The 17381-nt window shown below is 70.2% G+C and carries 15 protein-coding genes; 8 read left to right on the top strand and 7 right to left on the bottom strand.

All coding sequences use genetic code 11. The features are described 5' to 3' along the window. Positions 1-261: 261 nt before the first annotated feature. On the bottom strand, positions 262-924 hold the full coding sequence (locus tag NDW01_RS32040; RefSeq protein ID WP_252828092.1) for a dehydroquinate synthase/iron-containing alcohol dehydrogenase family protein: 663 nt from the start codon (positions 922-924) through the stop codon (positions 262-264). A gap of 44 nt (positions 925-968) precedes the next feature. Beyond that, on the bottom strand, positions 969-1535 hold the full coding sequence (locus tag NDW01_RS32035) for an iron-containing alcohol dehydrogenase (protein ID WP_252828091.1): 567 nt from the start codon (positions 1533-1535) through the stop codon (positions 969-971). A gap of 223 nt (positions 1536-1758) precedes the next feature. Between NDW01_RS32035 and NDW01_RS32030 the strand changes: the two genes are divergently transcribed. From NDW01_RS32030 to NDW01_RS32020, 3 genes are all read left to right on the top strand, one after another. After that, positions 1759-2997 carry a helix-turn-helix domain-containing protein gene (locus NDW01_RS32030; RefSeq protein ID WP_252828090.1) on the top strand — a complete coding sequence of 413 codons (1239 nt, stop codon included), beginning with the start codon at positions 1759-1761 and terminating at the stop codon, positions 2995-2997. Between the two features lie 112 nt (positions 2998-3109). After that, entirely contained in the window at positions 3110-4627 is a 1518-nt protein-coding gene (gene adh / locus NDW01_RS32025) for an aldehyde dehydrogenase (RefSeq protein WP_252828089.1), read from the top strand. Continuing rightward, a complete protein-coding gene (locus NDW01_RS32020; protein WP_252828088.1) occupies positions 4627-5031 on the top strand; it encodes a DUF779 domain-containing protein in 405 nt (134 codons plus the stop codon). Before adh ends, NDW01_RS32020 begins: the two co-directional genes overlap by 1 nt. Before the next feature lie 348 nt (positions 5032-5379). Here NDW01_RS32020 and NDW01_RS32015 read toward each other — a convergent pair whose 3' ends face one another. Beyond that, positions 5380-5613, bottom strand: a complete 234-nt coding sequence (locus NDW01_RS32015) for a hypothetical protein (RefSeq protein ID WP_252828087.1) — start codon at positions 5611-5613, stop codon at positions 5380-5382. Here NDW01_RS32015 and NDW01_RS44500 point away from each other — a divergent pair. Next, positions 5521-5805: an ATP-binding protein gene (locus tag NDW01_RS44500; protein WP_406567778.1), complete on the top strand. Its 285-nt coding sequence runs from the start codon at positions 5521-5523 to the stop codon at positions 5803-5805. The two genes, NDW01_RS32015 and NDW01_RS44500, sit on opposite strands and share 93 nt — an antisense overlap. A 250-nt stretch (positions 5806-6055) precedes the next feature. Here NDW01_RS44500 and NDW01_RS32010 read toward each other — a convergent pair whose 3' ends face one another. Continuing rightward, the gene (locus NDW01_RS32010) at positions 6056-6784 is read right to left on the bottom strand and encodes an ATP-binding protein (protein ID WP_252828206.1); all 729 of its coding nucleotides are present in this window, start codon (positions 6782-6784) and stop codon (positions 6056-6058) included. Positions 6785-6910: 126 nt separating this feature from the next. Here NDW01_RS32010 and NDW01_RS32005 point away from each other — a divergent pair, with 126 nt between their 5' ends. Next, positions 6911-7471: a hypothetical protein gene (locus NDW01_RS32005; RefSeq protein WP_252828212.1), complete on the top strand. Its 561-nt coding sequence runs from the start codon at positions 6911-6913 to the stop codon at positions 7469-7471. A gap of 66 nt (positions 7472-7537) precedes the next feature. On the opposite strand, the gene NDW01_RS32000 is transcribed toward NDW01_RS32005, so the two are convergent. Further along, positions 7538-8767: an acyl-CoA dehydrogenase family protein gene (locus NDW01_RS32000; RefSeq protein WP_252828086.1), complete on the bottom strand. Its 1230-nt coding sequence runs from the start codon at positions 8765-8767 to the stop codon at positions 7538-7540. Positions 8768-9020: 253 nt separating this feature from the next. Here NDW01_RS32000 and NDW01_RS31995 point away from each other — a divergent pair, with 253 nt between their 5' ends. Both NDW01_RS31995 and lanKC read left to right on the top strand, forming a co-directional pair. Then, a complete protein-coding gene (locus NDW01_RS31995) occupies positions 9021-10304 on the top strand; it encodes an MCE family protein (protein WP_252785016.1) in 1284 nt (427 codons plus the stop codon). Between the two features lie 191 nt (positions 10305-10495). After that, positions 10496-13195 (top strand): class III lanthionine synthetase LanKC, encoded by a 2700-nt coding sequence (lanKC, locus tag NDW01_RS31990; protein WP_252828085.1) that lies wholly within the window; start codon positions 10496-10498, stop codon positions 13193-13195. 138 nt (positions 13196-13333) lie between these two features. On the opposite strand, the gene NDW01_RS31985 is transcribed toward lanKC, so the two are convergent. Together NDW01_RS31985 and NDW01_RS31980 are read right to left on the bottom strand one after the other, a co-directional pair. Next, entirely contained in the window at positions 13334-14299 is a 966-nt protein-coding gene (locus tag NDW01_RS31985; protein WP_252828084.1) for a glucosyl-3-phosphoglycerate synthase, read from the bottom strand. Between the two features lie 144 nt (positions 14300-14443). Further along, on the bottom strand, positions 14444-15880 hold the full coding sequence (locus tag NDW01_RS31980) for a helix-turn-helix transcriptional regulator (protein WP_252785013.1): 1437 nt from the start codon (positions 15878-15880) through the stop codon (positions 14444-14446). 151 nt (positions 15881-16031) lie between these two features. Between NDW01_RS31980 and aceA the strand changes: the two genes are divergently transcribed. Further along, positions 16032-17327, top strand: a complete 1296-nt coding sequence (aceA, locus tag NDW01_RS31975) for an isocitrate lyase (protein ID WP_252828083.1) — start codon at positions 16032-16034, stop codon at positions 17325-17327. Positions 17328-17381: the final 54 nt, after the last annotated feature.

The raw sequence follows: 17381 nt of genomic DNA, 5'->3' as shown, positions 1-17381 counted from the left end.
CTGCTCGCCCGATCACAGGCGTCGAAAGACGCAGAGATCTTGGTACTGCGGCATCAGCTCGCGGTGCTCCGCCGCCAGGTCGCCGCTCCCCGGCCATCGTGGGCGGACCGGGCGATCATCTCCGCGCTCGCGCGGCTGCTCCCGCGACACCGCCGGCACCACCTGTTCATCACCCCGCAGACGCTCCTGCGATGCAGCCCGGTGAGGACTCCCAGGTCGGGGGTCCGGTTCGTGCGTTCGGGAGTGCTCACCGGGATCGCCTCACAGTGCCTTGCGGAACAGTGTCTCCACGTCCCGCACGTCGACTTCCCCGGGGTTGGTGGCCATACACGCGTCTTTGAGTGTCGTGGGGGCCAGGACCGGCACGTCGCGCTCCGCGACCCCGAGGCTCGCCAGTCCCTTCGGCACGCCGACGTCGTCCGCCAGTGCGCGCACCAGATCCGCGAGCTGTTCGGCCACCTCCTGTGCCGGCACACCGGAGACCGGAAGGCCAGCCGCCGCGCCCAGCGCGACGAAGCGCTCCGGCCACGCCTCGGCGTTGAACCGGATGACGTGCGGCAGGAGGACGCCGTTGACCACGCCGTGCGGGGCGTCCAGCAGACCGCCGACCTGGTGGCTCATGGCGTGCGTCGCGCCGAGGATGGCGTTGGTAAAGGCCATGCCGGCCTCCAGCGCGGCCTGGGCCATGGCGAGCCGCGCTTCGAAGTCCCTGGGGTCGACCTGGGTGCGCACCAGGTTCGCGGTGATCAGCTCGACCGCGTGCAGGGCGTGGTTGTTCGTCAGCGGATTGTGCGCCCGGGAGACGAACGCCTCGATGGCGTGCGTCAGTGCGTCCAGGCCGGTGGCCGCGTTGAGCCAGTCCGGCATGGTGGTCAGCAGCCGCAGGTCGATCACCGAGATCTCAGGCACCAGCGTGCGGCTCACAATGGTGAGCTTGACGTGCTCGGGGTGTCGGTGATCACGGCGAACTAGGAGACGTCCGCCCCGGTGCCCGACGTGGAGGGCACCATCACGGTCGGAGGGATGGGCTGCACTACCTGGTCCACACCCTCGTAGTCGAGGATGTGCCCGCCGTTGCTCGACAGAATCGCCACGCCCCTGGCCGCGTCGATGACCGAGCCGCCGCCGCCCCCCACGATCACGTCGCAGCCGCTGGCGGCGTACCGCTGGAAGCCAGCCTGCACCTCATGGTCCTTGGGGTTGGGCGTCACTTCGCACCACACGACCGGCCGCAGACCGGCCCTGCGCAGATGGCCGACCGCCTCGTCCACCCAGCCTGCCTCCATCAGCCCGGCATCGGTGACCAGGAAAGGCCGGCGACCGCCGAGGCGCAGCGCGCAGTGCCCGAGCTCCGTGAGCGAACGCGGCCCGAACACGACCTCGGGCACATGGAACTTGGCCAGCCGGGCGGACTGCCGCACGGCCTCCGTGCTCGTGCGCTGCGGTCCCAGAAGCTCGCAGTGGCTCTCGTCGCGACTCCAGTCCGAACTCGAATCGTCACCGTCCGCCACCATGGCGTGAGATGCGAGCGACATGCGACCTCCAAAGGGCGGGAAGCCCGCAACCCACATGCAACCTTGATTTTACGGCCGAGTTGGTCGATAACACTGTCGTCTAACTGAAGACCACGCTAGGCACGCGCGCCGGGGTACGGCGCCTGTCCGATCGGACAGGGGCGCGGACCGCTCGGACAGGTGCGCCGGCGCGGTCCCTGCGGACAATAATCGGTCGTCCCCGTTCGATGACAGGGGAAAGCACATGTCACAACGCAGTGACCTCCGGCGGCGCAGAGCCGCGCTGGAGAGCGAGTGGTCCCGCCTGGTGCCGGAGATGAGGACCGCCGGATCGAAACCGAGCGGTCTGGAAGCGGTGCGCGACGACGTGACCGAATCGTGGGTTCGCTCGCTGAGTAGCGTGGATCCGGGCCGGGACGGCGCCCCGGTCACCGACGGGGGCGCTGTGCGGCACCGCTGGAGCGGCTCGCCGCTGCGCCGGCCGGTCGACGGCCTCGCCGACGAGTTGCGCAGCATCGCGGAGGACGCCGGGTTCGTCACCGCGCTCACCGACGAGTCCGGCACGATTCTGTGGACGTGCGGCGGGCGGACCATGCGCCGTCGCGCCGAGCGTGTCAACTTCGCGCCGGGCGGTCGCTGGGACGAGCAGGCCATGGGCACCAACGCGTTGTCCCTCGCGCTGCGCACCGGCCGCCCCACTTCCGTCTTCTCGGCCGAGCACTTGGTGACGGCCCTGCACGACTGGGTCTGCTACTGCGCTCCCGTGCACGGCCCGGACGGACGCGTCCTCGGCGTGCTGGACATGTCCACCACCTGGGACCGCTCCAACCCTCTGGCGATGTCCACGGTGCGCTCGCTGGTCGCCGCAGTCGAGGCCCGGCTCCGATCAGAGCCCCCCTTGCGCCCCTGCGGTAACACCGACCCTGTGAACCTCACCTGCCTCGGTCCCGGACAAGCCGTACGCAAGGGCGTTCCCCTCCCCCTGCGGCCCCGGCAGCTGGAGATCCTGACACTGCTCGCGCTGGAACCGGACGGATATTCCCCCGAACGCCTCCGTGAGGCCGTGTACGGCGACCGGCCGGTGACGGCGTCCACGTTCAAGGCGGAGATCTCCCATCTGCGGCGCGCCCTCGATGGCGGTGTCGCCACCCGTCGCTACGCGCTGACCACACCTGTGTCCTGCGACGCCGCCGATGTGCTGCGGGCGCTGGAGAAGGGGGACGCGGACACCGCCCTGCGGTTGTACCGGGGCCCGCTGCTGCCCTGGTCCGAGGCGCCAGGCATCGCGGAGTGGCGCACCCACCTCGAGGTGGCGGTGCGCGAGGCGGTGCTCGCCAGCGCCCGTCCGGAGCACGCGCTGCGGTACGGCGAACGAGCCCCGTACGACGTGGGGGTGCACGAGCACGCTCTCAGCCTGCTCGGCCCGCGGGACACCCGTCGCGCCATCGCGGCCGGCCGCCTCGGCGCGGCCCTGCGCGACTGACGCCTCGCCCCCAGGGCACCAACCTCCCGCCAACCTCGGGGGCTCATAGTGCACCGCATCACGACGGCGTGGGCCGTCGTACCGCACTCACCATCCCCCGAGGAGAGCCGCCATGGTGTACGCGCAGCCAGGAACAGACGGCAGCATCGTCAACTTCGCCCCGCGATACGACAACTTCATCGGCGGTGACTGGGTCGCCCCCGTGGAGGGCCGGTACTTCGAGAACACAACGCCGGTCACCGGTAAGACGTTCTGTGAGGTGGCCCGCTCCTCCGCCGCCGACATCGACCTCGCCCTGGACGCCGCCCACGCCGCCGCACCGGGGTGGGGCCGCACCTCCACGACGGAGCGGGCCAACATCCTCAACAAGATCGCCGATCGGCTGGAGGCGAACCTGGAGAGGATCGCGGTCGCGGAGACCTGGGAGAACGGCAAGCCGGTGCGTGAGACGCTGGCCGCCGACATCCCGCTGGCCATCGACCACTTCCGCTACTTCGCCGGCGTGGTCCGTGCCCAGGAGGGCAGCATCGCCGAGATCGACGCGGACACGGTCGCCTACCACTTCCACGAGCCGCTGGGCGTGGTCGGCCAGATCATCCCGTGGAACTTCCCGATCCTGATGGCCGCCTGGAAGCTGGCGCCCGCGCTGGCCGCCGGCAACTGCGTGCTCATCAAGCCCGCCGAACAGACCCCGGTCAGCCTGCTGCTGGTGGTCGAACTCATCGCCGACCTGCTCCCGCCCGGCGTCCTCAACGTCGTCAACGGCTTCGGCGTCGAGGCGGGCAAGCCGCTCGCGTCCAGCTCGCGCGTCGCCAAGGTGGCGTTCACCGGCGAGACCACGACCGGCCGCCTGATCATGCAGTACGCGAGCGAGAACATCATCCCCGTCACGCTGGAACTGGGCGGCAAGAGCCCGAACATCTTCCTGCCGGACGTGATGGCCGCCGACGACGACTTCCTGGACAAGGCCGTCGAGGGCTTCGTGATGTTCGCGCTCAACCAGGGCGAGGTGTGCACCTGCCCCTCGCGCGCCCTGATCCACTCGTCGATCTACGACGAGTTCATGGCCCGCTGCGTCGAGCGCACCAAGGCCATCGTCAGCGGCAACCCGCTGGACCCGGCCACCATGATCGGCGCCCAGGCCAGCAACGACCAATATGAGAAGATCCTCTCCTACATCGACATCGGCAAGAAGGAGGGCGCCGAACTCCTCACCGGCGGCAGCCCCCGCGCCGTCGCCGGTCTGGAGGGCGGCTACTACATCGAGCCGACCATCTTCCGCGGCACCAACGACATGCGCATCTTCCAGGAGGAGATCTTCGGTCCCGTCGTCTCGGTCACCACCTACGACTCGGTCGACGAGGCCCTGAAGATCGCGAACGACACCCTGTACGGCCTCGGGGCCGGCGTCTGGACGCGGGACGGCAACACCGCCTACCGCCTCGGCCGGGAGATCAAGGCCGGCCGTGTGTGGACGAACTGCTACCACGCCTACCCGGCGCACGCCGCCTTCGGCGGCTACAAGAAGTCCGGCATCGGCCGCGAGACGCACAAGATGATGCTCGACCACTACCAGCAGACCAAGAACCTGCTGGTCAGCTACTCCGGACAGAAGCTCGGGTTCTTCTGATGGCCGCCCGCACCGGGCGCGTCGAGCTGACACCGGCCGCAGAGGACCTCGTGCGGCGGCTCACCGCGACACACGGGCCGCTGATGTTCCACCAGTCCGGTGGCTGCTGCGACGGCAGCGCGCCCATGTGCTACCCCCGCGGTGAGTTCCGGGTCGGAGCCTCGGACGTCCTCCTCGGCCACGTCGCAGGGGACGTCCCCTTCTGGATGAGCGCCGACCAGTACGCGTACTGGCGGCACACCCACCTCACCGTCGACGTGGTCCCTGGCCGGGGCAGCGGCTTCTCCCTCGAAGCGCCCGAGGGCGTGCGCTTCCTGCTCCGCTCCCGGGTCCTCACCGACGAGGAGTGGAAACGCCTCGCCGCGGAACCGCCCCTGCCGACCGGGGCGGACACCGACGGCTGACCCGTCGACGCCGGGAACGGGGACACCCGACGACCACCGCGCCGACGCAGGCGGTGGCGACAGCGGGGCCGGACACCCACGTGTCCGGCCCCGCGACGTCCCACCCCTGCCGGACAGGGTGGATGCACCCCGTCGCCCAGCTACATCGCGCCGAACAGCCGCGTAGCGTCTGAAGCGGCCTGGTGATCAGCGGTTCCACCTATAGGGGCCCGAGCTGACCTACCGCCGAGAGGACCCGCCCGCAACGTCCCCTCTTCCGCCAGATTCGGGGCCGATCATGTTCACCACAACCCTCAGAGAGGCGACAAGGCCGCCCGCCGGATCCGTCGAGGAACACCGGCCCGCCGCTCAGCCGATCGTCTGCCGTGACCGGGGGATGACGCCCGCCGCCCCCTCGACGCCAGGACACTCCCCCGGCACCAGGCCCTCCTGGCTCTGCCGGCGGAGGTCCGCTGGGTTCCGGTGGCCCGCCGCTGCGTCGTCGCCGTCCTGACCCAGTGGCGATGCCCGTCCGCCGATCGGGAGCCCGCCGAGCTCATCGTCGGTGAGCTCGCCGCGAACGCCGCCGAGCACGGCCGTCACGACATGACCGTCCGCCTGTCCCGGCGCGAGGGAGTCCTGTGGATCTCGGTGACGGACTCCGGCGTCCCGGCCCGGCCACGACGAACACGGTCGAGGACTCTCCATCGTCGAACTGCTGGCCCTGGAGGTCCGGGTACGCCAGGGTCCACTCGGCCGACGCGTGGACGTGGCGCTCAGCGCGACCACCCCTGACGACTGCTTGCGATCTCAGCCCAGGCCGGACGGGCCGGGGTGGACGACGATGAACCGAGAGAGTAGCCGTCAGGCACGGGACTCCATGTCAAGGCCGGCGAGACTGCGTCTCATTTTCCGACGGGGGCGGCCAGTTCAGCATGGGTCGACGCGCCTGTCGGCCGCTCAGCGTCGAATTGCGCATCTCGTGCACGACTCCTGGTCATTAGAGCCGCGCTCGCAGGATGGCAGCAGGAAGAGACTATTCCATTCAAATAACATTTCCGTTCACGGTATACCGCGTTCCCCAACGTTGGGCGAGCCGGGCGACCAGGAACAGACCTCGCCTGCCCTCATCCGTGCTCTTGGCCCGCCGCAAACGCGGGGACGTGCTGCTGCAGTCAGAAACTTCGCGTAGGAGAGCGCGATCAAAGATCAGCCGCAGCTCACTCGGCTGCGCCGCGTACCGGAACGCATTGGTCGCCAATTCACTGACGATCAGTTCCGTGGTGAAGCCCAGCTCCTCAAGGTGCCATTCGGAAGCTGGCGAGCGGCTTCCTGACGCAGGTGGGATACGGCAGTGGGTTCGCCGGGTAGTTCCAGTGCGCGATGTACCGGTCGTCCAGGGACCGCGTCCGACTGACGAGCAGAGCAATGTCATCGCTACGCTGAGCAGGCACCAGCGCATCGACCAGGGCTCGGCACGTCTCACTGGGCAATCCGTGGGTTCTGCTGAGAAGTCGCCACATTCGGTCAGCCCGGTCCCGATGTCGCGATTCCGGCGTTCGATGAGGCCGTCGGTATAGAGGATCAGCTGGCTTCTTCGGGAAGACGGATGTCGAGTGTCTCGAACGGCAAGCCGCCCAGCCCGAGTGACGGCCCAGCGGGTACCTCGAGGTAGTCGACAGTGCCGTCGGGGAAGACGACAGCCGGCGCCGGGTGGCCCGCGTGTGCGCAGCCGTCCCATGGTGGCCGATGCCTGGAGGCCGTGACCGACCACATCGCCGACGCCCAGGGCGACTCGCGGGCCCGACAGGGGAATGACGTCGAACCAGTCGCCGCCTACGGCTGACCGGGCCGGCAGGTAGCGGCAGGTCACCTCGACGGCGTTCTGGTCGGGGAGGGTGTGCGGGAGCAGGCTGCGCTGCAACGCCAGGGCGGTCGGGTGTTCGCGGGTGTAATGGCGGGCGTTGTCGTCGGCCAGAACCACGCCGAGCTGCGGCAGACGATCGTCGATGTCCTCTGCGCCTACCTGCGCCTGCCCTACAGCCTGCCCCGGCTTCCCCCGAACGCCGCGGCCGCCCGTGGCCGCCGTCGCGCCGTTCAGAACACCGCCCAGCCCATCCCCGCCGACCAGCAGGGCGAGCACCAGGTCCGTCTCACCGCCCAGCGCGTCTTGATCAAGCACCTACGCGATGACCGGACGAATCCACCGGCCAGCGGCTCCCGCTTCTGGGGCGTGATGGACCTGGACCTGACCGGCGCCACGCTGGTCGGACTGGAACTGCTGCCATTCCCTCGCCTGAATATGGTGTGCCCGACCACCGCTGAGTTCCAGACGGCGAGCCACTGCGGACGTGCTGGCCCCCACCCGGTTACGACGTACCTAGCGGTTAGGGGTCAGCACCAAGTCAGCACGGCGTTGGGAACCGACAGAAAACGATGGGGTCTGACGGGCAATCGCTGATCGGCGTGCAGCTTGATCGAACCCCACACGGACGGCCACGGACAGTCCGTCTGACCTGTAAAAACGCTAGCGGACCGGCAGTCCTGTGATCGTGCGGCCGATGACGAGGCGCTGGATCTCCGACGTGCCCTCGAAGATCGTGAAGATCTTGCTGTCGCGGTGCCAGCGCTCGACCGGGTAGTCGCGGGTGTAGCCGTTGCCGCCGAGGATCTGGATGGCGTCCTCCGTCACCCGGACGGCGGTCTCGCCGGCGTGCAGTTTGGCCATCGAGCCCTCGGCGCTGGAGAACTCCTTGCCGTTGCGGGCCATCCACGCGGCGCGCCAGACCAGGAGGCGGGACGCGTCGACCTGGGTCTTCATGTCGGCGAGCTTGAAGGCGATGGCCTGGAAGTCACCGATCTTCTTGCCGAACTGCTCGCGCTCGCGGGCGTAGTCCAGGGCGTATTCGTACGCGGCGCGGGCGATGCCGACGGCCATGGCGCCGACGGTCGGGCGGGACGCCTCGAAGGTGCGCAGGGCGGCCTGGCCGGCGGCGCGCTTGCCCTCGCGGACACGGGCGAGCCGCTCGTCGAGCTTCTCCTTGCCGCCGACGAGGCAGGAGCCGGGGACCCGGACGTTGTCGAGGATGACCTCGGCGGTGTGGGAGGCGCGGATGCCGTGCTTCTTGAACTTCTGCCCCTGGGACAGGCCGGCGGTGCCGGGCGGCACGATGAAGCTGGCCTGGCCGCGGGTGCCGAGTTCGGGGTCGACGGAGGCCACGACCACGTGGACGTTGGCGATGCCGCCGTTCGTCGCCCACGTCTTGGTGCCGTTGATCACCCACTCGTCCTTGGCCTCGTCGTACTCCGCGCGGGTGCGGATGGAGCCGACGTCGGATCCGGCGTCGGGCTCGGAGGCGCAGAACGCGCCGAGCTTGATGTCGTCGGCGGTGCCGAACATCTGCGGCACCCACTCGCCGATCTGCTCGTGCGTGCCGGTCGCGGCGACGGAGACGGCCGCGAGGCCGGAGCCGACGAGTGACAGGCCGATGCCGGCGTCACCCCAGAACAGCTCCTCGAACGCCACCGGGATGCCGAGCCCGGACGGCTCCATCCACTGGCCGGCGAAGAAGTCGAGCGAGTACAGCCCGATCTTGGCGGCCTCCTGGAGGATGGGCCAGGGCGTCTCCTCACGCTCGTCCCATTCCTGACCCGCGGGGCGGATGACGTCCTTGGCGAACTCATGGACCCACTCCTGGACCGCCCGGACGTCCTCGTTGAGCTCCAGCGAGAAGGCCGGGGTGCCGTCGTCCGACATGTTTCCTCCGTTCACGGCCGGCCACGGGCGGCGGGCACGCTATTGGACCCGTTGTCTGCTTTCACCCTAGCGGGCGAGGTGCTACCGCCGGTAACAGGGTGGTCAGTGTCACAATACGGCCCAGAGAAGGTTGACTTGGTGCGATGAGAGTCACGAGGCTGTAACGAGCGGTACGCTCCCGGCGAGGTAAGAGGTAACTTATTTCGCGATCCGCGCCTCGTGTCCTGATCGCCCCGGAAGAACGGGAGTCTGTGTGGGTTCGCCCGGTTCCCCCCGCCGTCGGGATTCCCGCCCCACCCGCGTGCTGGCCTACGGCGCGGCCGTCCTGGCCGTCGTCCTCGTCGCCGCCCTGGTCGCCGTCTTCTGGCCCGGCGGCGAGCAGACCCACGTCACCGCCTACTTCGAGCGCGCCACGGGCGTCTACCGCGGCACCGAGGTCCGCGTGCTCGGCGTGAAGGTCGGCAAGGTCACCCGCGTGATCCCCAAGGGCAACATGGTCGAGGTCGGGATGGCGTACGACGCCAAGCGCAAGATCCCGGCGAACGCCCAGGCCGTCATCATCGTCCCGTCCCTCGTCGCCGACCGCTACATCCAGTTCACGCCGGTCTACCGCGGCGGGGCGGCCCTGAAGAACGGCGCCACGCTGCCGCTGTCCAGCACGGCCGTGCCGGTCGAGCTGGACGACGCGAACCAGTCGGTCAACGACCTGGCCAAGGCGCTCGGTCCTCAGGGCGCCAACGCCAACGGCGCGCTGTCGCGGCTGCTGAAGTCCAGCGCGCAGACGCTCGACGGGCAGGGCGAGGATTTCAAGCAGACGCTGCAGGACCTGTCCGAGGTCAGCCGGATCCTCGCCGACAACCGGAGCGACGCCAGCCAGACCGTGCGCAACCTCGCCAAGATCACGCAGGCGATGGCCGCGAGCGACCGGCAGATCCGGGCCTTCTCCGAGAACCTCGCGACCGTCTCCGGCACCCTGAACGCGGAGCGTACCGAGCTGACGGCGGCGCTGAAGAGCCTGACGGTCGCGCTGCAGGAGGTCTCGGCGTTCGTCAAGCAGAACAAGACGCAGATCGCGGCGAACGTCCAGGGACTCGCCCAGGTGACCGGCATCCTCGTCAAGGAGAAGCAGGCCCTGCAGAACTTCCTCGACAAGGCACCGGTCGCGGCCACCAACGCGATGTCGGTCTACGACTACCAGGACGGCACGCTGCACTCCCGGCTGAACCTCATGCAGTCGCAGAACATCGCGATGTGGCTGTGCTCGCTGGCGTACTCCCTCGGCGCCCCGCCCAAGCAGTGCGAGACGCTGCTCAAGCCGCTGAACGCGCTGGGCGCCCCGCTCAGCAAGATCGGGCTGGACCTGTCCGGGCTGACGGAGGCCACGACGCACTTCGACGTGGTGCCGCCGCCGGCGGACGCGTACGGCAGCGGTTCCGCCCCCACCGCGGCGAAGAGGACGAAGACGACCGGCACGGCGGCGAGCGCCAACCCGGACCCGACCTTCGGCGGGATCCTGGCGCCTCCGTCCCCGGGCTGATCGTCCCGCCCCGCCGCTCTCCCCAGCCTCATTCCCGGCAGCACGGCCAGAGACGGACACATCCGTCGATTTCATCTATCGGTGGGTGATACTCGGTCAGACGCGCGTGAATCATCCCGTTGGCCTGCCCTGACGGGAACCTGCGCCGTCGCCCTCGATCCGTCCGGACTCGACCGGTCAGGAGTGGCCAGGTGGCAGTGGACATGTCCTTCCTGATCGCCGATCAGGATCACTACGAACCCTGGGACACCGCCGATCCCGGTCCGCGCTATGACGCCGGCCCCATGCCCGACGGATGGACGCGCCAGGACTCGGGCGCGTGGACCCACTGGGGGCCGGCCGGTCTGCTCCTGCCCGATCAGGGCTGGAAGATCCACGTGTCCAGCTCCCTGGCGAACGCCCAGTCGGTGCTGACGGTGGTGGCGACGGCCTGCGCCGAGGCGGGAGTCCCCTTCAAGCACCTGGCCGGACGCGAGATGTTCCTGCACGCGCACGGCAAGCACGCGAACCGCGTGCAGAGCGGCAAGTTCTGCACCCTCTACCCGCCCACCGAGCAGTGCGCGCGGTCCCTCTTAACGCGGCTGGCCGGGGATCTGAGCGGGATCAGCGGGCCTTTCGTGCTCTCCGATCGCCGTTTCGGCGCGAGCGAGTGCGTCTCCTACCGTTACGGGGCGTTCCGCGGCCGTCTGCGGGTCGACGCGGACGGCAATCAGGTCCCCACCATGGCCGGACCGGACGGCCGGGAGATCGATGACGAGCGCCGGCCGGCGTTCCATCTGCCGCCCGGCGTCGCCGACCCGTTCCGTACGGCCGCCCCCGAGGCCGCGACCGGCCCGGTCACGCTGCACGGCTACAGCTTCGAGGCGGTGATCCGCCACGGCAACGCCGGTGGTGCCTACCGCTTCCGCTCCCCGGCCGGCGAACAGGTCTTCGTGAAGGAGGCGCGGGCGCACAACGGGTACACCCCGGACGGCGCCGACGCGAAGACACGGCTGAACGCCGAGTACCTGACCCTGCGCGCGATCCACGGCCGCCGGCCCGGTCTGTGCCCGCGGCCCGTCGAGCTGTTCCACCACTGGGAGCACAGCTACCTGGTCACCGAGTTCACGCCCGGTGTTCCGCTGTACCGGTGGATGGTGCTGAACAACCCCGCGGTGCGCATCGGGCCGGACGCCGCGGCGTTCGCCGAGTATCACCGCCGTTGCCTGGCCCTGCTCGACCGGCTCGACGCGCAGCTGGAACGCCTGCATGAACTGGGCTACGTCTTCGTCGACCTCAGCCCGACCAATGTGCTCGTCGACGACGAGGATCAGGTACGGCTGGTCGACTTCGAGGCGGTGCAACGCGCCGGGGACGTCCGGAGGATCATGGGCACCCCCGGCTACCTGCATCCGGATCCGCGGTCCGCGGTGGAGCGCGATCCGCGCGAACTCGACCGCTTCGGGCTGGCCGCCCTGGCGCTGCTGCTCCTGTTCCCCCTGCACGAGGTGGCCGAACGGCACCCGCGGGCCCTCGACCACCTGTACGCCGACCTCACCGAGCTCGCACCGGTCCCCCCGAGGCTGTGGCAGTGGGCCACCCACTGCCACGACCGATCCGAGGCCCCTCCCCCGCCGGCGCCCGGGAGCGTACGCCAGGGCCCCGGCCTGCCCACGCCGCGGGCCGTGCGCGAGGACACCGTCGCCGCGCTGCGCCGGCTGGCCGACCGGACCGCGGACGCGCTGGAGGCGGCGGCTCAACCGGATCACCCGGTACGGGTCTATCCGACGAACCCGATGGGGCATCAGACCGGCACCCGCGCCGTGGCCGCCGGGACCGCCGGTGTGCTGTACGCGCTGCACCGCGCCGGTCGTTCCTGCGACCCCCGGGTGGTCCGCCGGCTCCGGGACGAAACGATGGCCGCTGCGGAGACCGGCGCTCCCGGACTGCTGTACGGCACGGCGGGCATCGCCTGTGTGCTCGCCGGGCTCGGGGAGTCCGAGGCGGCCGGCTCACTGCTCGCCACCGCGGCGGCCCATCCGCTGAACGACACGGTCGCGACCCTCGGCGCCGGCGCGGCCGGTACCGCGCTCGGCCTGCTGGTCCACCACGGCCGCACCGGCGAGCAACGGTGGCTGGACCTCGCCCAGCGGCTGCTCGAACGCGTTCCCGACGGCGACGAGCTCACCTTCCGGTTGAGCCGGACCAACCGGTCCGGGCTCGTCGGCGGGCGCACCGGCGTGGCGCTGGCCCTGTACGCCCTGTACCGCCGTACCGGGGACTCGCGGCCGTTCGCCCGCGGCATGCGACTGCTCCGGGAGGAACTGGCCTATGCCGAGCCGATCCCGGTGGACGGCCTCGGCTTCAGGCTCTCCCACGACGACCGCCGCGTCTATCCGTACCTCTTCGGCGGCAGCGCGGGATACGCCGCGGTGCTGTCCCGCTACCTGGCGTGCCGTCCGGACGCGGAGTTCGACGTGATCGGCGACGGAGATCTCGGCGCGGCGGACGCGCTGGAACGCTGCCTGCGCGCGTGCACGGCCCGCTTCGCCGTGTTCCCCGGGCTGTTCCCGGGTCTGGCGGGTCTCGCCGTGACGCTGGCGGACGCGGGACGGCGGCTGGGCCGGCCCGAGCTGATGGACGCCGCGCTCACCAGCGCCCGTGGCCTGTTCCGGTCCGCGGTCCCACGTGAGGACGGCGTCGGCTGGCTCGGTGAGCCGGGACAGCGGCTGTCCGCCGACCTGTGGTCCGGGTCCGCCGGGATCCTGCTCGCCCTGTGCCGCCTGACGGATCCCGCGCCGGCTCCCCTTGACACCCTCGACGGGCACTCGGCCGGGTCGAGGGTCGCCGTTGTCCCCGCATCGATGGAAAGGAGTGGTCGGCGTGGAAGAGGTCCTGCGTTTGCAGAGTGAGGCGGCGGTCCAGGAGGAGCTGGCCTGCGGTGTGCTCACGATGAGCAGCAAGGGCAGCATCTGCCTCTGACCCCACGGCCCCGCCGGGCACGATGACATCCGTGCCCGGCGGGGCCACCGCCCGTCCGAGCACGGCTCTCAGGCGGCCGAGTCGCTGTAGGAACGGATCTCGGCCATCGGCGGGCGTTCGCCGACCGAGACGTCGCGGATTTGCACCTGGTGACCGTCGCCGTCGCGGCGGAACTGCGTCAGCACCGTCGACGGCGGTTCGAGCGGCACGATCCGGCCCTGCCGGTCGAGCCGGGACCACGCGGTCTGCATGATCTGGCCCGCCATGCCGCCGAGCGCCTCGGACGACTGATGGCTGTGCTCGCGGGTGCCGAGGTCGACCTGGGCCATCGCGTCCAGGCCGACGGCCTCCAGCACGTCGATGAGCAGGCCGAGCTCGACGCCGTACCCGGTGACGAACGGAACGCGTTCGAGAAGGGTCCGCCGTCCGGCGTACTCACCGCCCAGCGGCTGGACGAACCCGGCCAGCAGCGGCCAGTGCATGTTGATCAGCGGGCGGGCGACCAGCTCGGTCACCCGGCCGCCGCCGCCCGGGACGGACACGCCGCCGGTGTTCAGCGGGCGGTCGTAGCAGGCCTTGACGTAGGCCACGGACGGGTCGGTGAGCAGCGGGCCGAGCAGCCCGGTGACGAACGAGGACGAGAAGTTCCGCAGGTCCGCGTCGACGAAGACCAGGACGTCGCCGCGCGCGGCGTGCAGCGACTTCCACAGCGCCTCCCCCTTGCCGGACAGCGGGGGCAGCTCCGGCAGCACGGCGTCCTGGGCGACGACGCGCGCGCCCGCGGCCGCCGCGACCTCGGCGGTGTCGTCGACGGACCGGGAGTCGATGACGAGGATCTCGTCGACGAGCGGGGCTCGCTCGACGAGGTCCCGCCGTATCGTCGCGACGATCTCGCCGACCGTCGCGCGTTCGTTCCGGGCGGGCAGCACGACGCTCACCGTCGTCTCGCCCTTGGCGGCCAGGAGCCGGTCCACCGGCCAGTCCGCCGCGGAGCTCATGCGGTTGCGCAGCCACGCCTGTACCTGGGGCAGCACCTCATCGTCCCCTCTCCTGCGTCAGCACTCCGGGCCCATTGACACCCGCCAGCGTTTCACCCTCGTTTCGCCGGCATCACAGCGAGGGGAAACCTGGCGAGCGGCGCGCCCTTCGCGTCGCCCGGCGCTCCTAGCACCGGAGCGTCACGTCTCGCCGTGCTGCTCCAGGAACGCGTAGACGTCCGCCTCGTCCACGCCGGGGAACGCGCCGGGCGGCAGGACGGCGAGGACGTGGGAGTGGGCGCGCGCCGAGGGCCAGGCGTGCCCCTGCCAGCGGCGGGCCAGCTCGGCCGGGGGCCGCTGGCAGCAGTCGCCGTCCGGGCAGGCGGACCTGACGCGACGGTTGGTGTCCCGGCCGCGGAACCACCGGGAGTGCTCGAACGGGACGCCGAGCGTGATCGCGAAGTCCCGCTCGTGGCTGGGGTCGATGTGCGACAGGCACCAGTACGTGCCGGTGGGCGTGTCGGTGTACTGGTAGTAGACCGAGAACCGGTCGTCGGCGCCGAAGACCCGCCGCCCGGCCCACTGACGGCACATCCGCTGGCCCTCGATCGCGCCGTGCTCGTCGGCGGGGAAGATCAGCCCATCGTTGGCGTACGCCTTGTAGATCGTGCCGCTCTCGTCGTTCTTCGTGAAGTGCACCGGCAGATCGAGATGGTGGGTCGCCAGGTTGGTGAACCGGTGCGCGGCCATCTCGTAGGAGACGGAGAACACGTCGCACAGGTCCTCGATCGACAGCTCACGGTCGGCCTTGGCCTCCTGGAGGTACGGCACGACCGTGCGTTCCGGCAGCAGGGTGGCGGCGGCGTAGTAGTTGGCCTCGACCCGCTGCCGGAGGAAGTCGGCGAAGTCCCTCGGCACGGCGTGCTCGAGCGCGATGTGGCCGAGCGTCTGCAGCAGGATCGTGCGCGGCGTGTGCATGCCGAGCTGCTCGCGCTCCAGGTAGATGCGGCGGTTGCGCAGGTCGGTGACGGACCGGACCGAGCGCGGCAGGTCCTGGACGTATCGCAGGGTGAAACCGAAGTGGGTGACGAGCGACAGCAGCATGCCCTGGGACAGCGCGCCGCCGCGGTAGCCGGCGGCCTCCAGGGACTTGGCCGCGACCCGCTCGATCTCGCCGAAGTAGTTGCCCCGCTCGTGCATCTGGCGGCGCAGTTCGGCGTTGGCCTTGCGGGCGTCCTCGGGGCTGGCGGTCGGCTTCGTACGGCTCCGCTTCACCTCGTCGTACAGCGCGAGCACGTGCTCCAGGACGTCGTTGGGCACCCGCTTGCCGACCTTCAGGTGCGGCAGGCCGAGCGCGCGGTAGACGGGGTCGCGCTGGGCCTCCTCCAGGGCGATCTCGAGCTGGGCGCGCCGGTTCGGCGGCTGTTTGCGGAGGAGTTCCTCGACGGGGACCTCGAGCGCCGAGGCGAGCGCCTGGAGCAGTGACAGCTTCGGCTCGCGCCGGCCGTTCTCCAGGAGGGACAGCTGGGATGGCGCACGGCCCACGCGTTCTCCCAGCTCAGAGAGGGTGTAGCCCCGTGCGCGGCGGAGGTGCCGAAGCCGCTGGCCGAACGTCACGAGGTCTAGACCATTCGTCAAGTTCAGCGCTTCTTCTTTTTGAAAGCCCGTCACAGGTTCATCGTAGCGAAATTTATGCGCTTCTTCTTGTTACTGGCCGGTTCACTATCCGCCTCCGAAGCCAGAGAGTAGGACACAAGCACCCAGGGGACGACAGAGGAGGGCAGTATCCATGAGCGACCGTCGCCTCAAGGGAGCAGCCGAAGAGCTGCAGCGTCAGTGGAAGACCGACCCGCGGTGGGCCGGCGTCGAGCGGACCTACACGGCCGAGGACGTCATCCGCCTTCGCGGCTCGGTGCAGGAGGAGCACACGCTCGCCCGCCTCGGCGCGGAGCGTCTGTGGACACTGCTCCACCAGGGCGAGTACGTCAACGCGCTCGGCGCGCTGACCGGAAACCAGGCCGTCCAGCAGGTGCGGGCGGGCCTGAAGGCGATCTACCTGTCCGGCTGGCAGGTGGCGGCGGACGCGAACCTCAGCGGGCACACGTACCCCGACCAGAGCCTCTACCCGGCCAACTCCGTCCCCTCCGTCGTGCGCCGCATCAACAACGCGCTCCTGCGCGCCGACCAGATCACCTGGGCCGAGGGCGACGAGTCCGCTCCGCACTGGCTCGCGCCGATCGTCGCCGACGCCGAAGCCGGCTTCGGCGGGGTGCTGAACGCCTATGAGCTGATGAAGGCCATGATCGCCGCCGGCGCCGCGGGGGTGCACTGGGAGGACCAGCTCGCGTCGGAGAAGAAGTGCGGTCACCTCGGCGGGAAGGTGCTCATCCCGACCGGCCAGCACATCAAGACGCTGAACGCCGCCCGCCTCGCCGCGGACGTCGCCGGCGTCCCGTCCCTGATCATCGCGCGGACCGACGCCCAGGCCGCGACGCTGCTGACGAGCGACGTGGACGAGCGCGACCGGCGGTTCACCACCGGCGACCGCACCGCGGAGGGGTTCTACCGCGTGCGGAACGGCATCGAGGCGTGCATCGCCCGTGGTCTGGCGTACTCCCCGCACTCGGATCTGCTGTGGATGGAGACCGGCACGCCCGACTTGGACGTGGCGCGGCGCTTCGCCGAGGCGATCAAGGCGGAGTACCCCGACCAGATGCTGGCCTACAACTGCTCTCCGTCGTTCAACTGGAAGAAGCACCTGGACGACTCCACGATCGCCAAGTTCCAGCGCGAGCTCGGGCACATGGGGTACAAGTTCCAGTTCATCACCCTGGCCGGCTTCCACTCGCTCAACTACTCGATGTTCCACCTCGCCAAGGGCTACGCGGAGGACGGCATGACGTCCTACGTGGAGCTGCAGGAGGCGGAGTTCGCCGCGGAGAGGGACGGCTACACCGCCACCAAGCACCAGCGCGAGGTCGGCACCGGGTACTTCGACCTGGTCAGCACGGCGGTCTCGCCGGACTCCTCGACGGTGGCGCTCAAGGGGTCCACCGAAGAGGAGCAGTTCGCCGCCGCTCACTGAGAACCGCCCCCGGCCCGGCGCGGTGGCCCCCGGTGACTCCGGGGGCCACCGCGT

It is taken from the genome of Actinoallomurus soli, assembly GCF_024055715.1.
Lineage (GTDB): Bacteria > Actinomycetota > Actinomycetes > Streptosporangiales > Streptosporangiaceae > Actinoallomurus > Actinoallomurus soli.
The sequence above is the reverse complement of the archived record's forward strand: the minus strand, read 5'-3'. Positions and strand labels throughout refer to the sequence as shown.

Coding starts and splice junctions, on each gene's coding strand:
- NDW01_RS32030 (WP_252828090.1), top strand. CDS start 1,759: ATGTCACAACGCAGTGACCTCCGGCGGCGCAGAGCCGCGCTGGAGAGC.
- aceA (WP_252828083.1), top strand. CDS start 16,032: ATGAGCGACCGTCGCCTCAAGGGAGCAGCCGAAGAGCTGCAGCGTCAG.
- NDW01_RS32000 (WP_252828086.1), bottom strand. CDS start 8,767: ATGTCGGACGACGGCACCCCGGCCTTCTCGCTGGAGCTCAACGAGGAC.
- NDW01_RS32035 (WP_252828091.1), bottom strand. CDS start 1,535: ATGTCGCTCGCATCTCACGCCATGGTGGCGGACGGTGACGATTCGAGT.
- adh (WP_252828089.1), top strand. CDS start 3,110: ATGGTGTACGCGCAGCCAGGAACAGACGGCAGCATCGTCAACTTCGCC.
- NDW01_RS32020 (WP_252828088.1), top strand. CDS start 4,627: ATGGCCGCCCGCACCGGGCGCGTCGAGCTGACACCGGCCGCAGAGGAC.